Origin of the sequence: Brucella sp. IR068 (assembly GCF_049065885.1) — a bacterium.
GTDB lineage: Bacteria > Pseudomonadota > Alphaproteobacteria > Rhizobiales > Rhizobiaceae > Brucella > Brucella intermedia.
Genome location: NZ_JBAKHE010000048.1, coordinates 1 through 1,172 on the forward strand (window position 1 = coordinate 1; position 1,172 = coordinate 1,172).

A 1,172-nucleotide genomic window follows, 5' to 3' on the forward strand; every position below is an offset into this window, starting at 1 on the left:
ATCAAGGTTACGGTCGATAGTGCGGGAGGACAGCTTCCCGTACCGGTCTATAACCAGGCCTATAGTGCAAAGTACAAGGCCGAAGGCGGTATCGGCGACTTTACCTTCACGAAGGAAAGCGGAGAGCTGCCGCCGGGGCTGACGCTGGCGTCGAATGGCGAGCTGAGCGGCACGCCGACCAAGGCTGGCACCTTCAGCTTCACGGTCAAGGCAACCGACACCAATAATGTCAGCGGCACGCGTGAAGAGGAAGTCACGATTGCCGCGCCGGAGATCACGCTTGACCTGTCGAAACTGGTCGATGGCAAGGAGGGGCTTGTCTATGGTCCTGTGCAGGTTACGGCCGGCGGCGGTGCGGAGCCCTATACCTTCAGCTTCGAGAACCTGCCTGAGGGCCTGACGCAGAATGCGGACGGCACAGTCTCGGGCACGCCGACGAAGGCTGGCGCTGCCAGTGTCAAGGTGACTGCGACCGACAAGCATGGTACCGCGGTGAGCCAGACAAAAGAGATCACCATCAAGGCAAAGCCGGATATTACACTCGACCTGTCACAGCTTGTCGACGGCAAGCAGGATCTTGCCTATGGCCCGGTCGAGGTGAAGGCAGACAAGGGTACCGAACCTTACGAATACAAGATCGAGGGTCTGCCGGAGGGCCTCAAGGCTGAAGGCAACAGGATTTCGGGTACGCCGACGAAGGCTGGAAGCGCCACTGTCACTGTGACGGTGACGGACAAGGAAGGGTATCAGAAGTCCGAGCAGAAGACGATCTCGGTCAAGGAAAAGCCCGAAATTGCGGTGAAGCCGCTAACAGCTGCATATCAGGGYSTTTCCTATAGCCACACGCTGCAGGCGGAGGGCGGTACGTCGCCTTACACGTTCACGGCCGACACGCTGCCGCAGGGTCTGGAGTTGCGGGACGGTGTGCTCAGCGGTACGCCGACGGAGTCCGGTGACAAGCAGATCGAGTTTACGGTYACRGATGCCGAAGGTTTTGCGGTGGCGCAAACGGTGACGCTCCACATCACGGCGAAGCCTGAAAACTTCACGCTTGACCTGTCGCAGCTTGGCGACGGCTTCGAGGGTGTTGCCTATGGTCCGTTCGAGGCCAAGGCATCGGGCGGTCAGGAGCCTTATAGCTACACGCTGAAGGCGCCAGAGGAGCTCGGCCT

Annotated in this window: 1 protein-coding gene; it reads left to right on the forward strand. The window is 59.9% G+C overall.

Annotation, left to right across the window (positions count from 1 at the left end):
* On the forward strand, nucleotides 1–1,172 hold a 1,172-nt coding region (locus ACOWVS_RS23415; protein ID WP_420973188.1), incomplete at both ends, for a putative Ig domain-containing protein.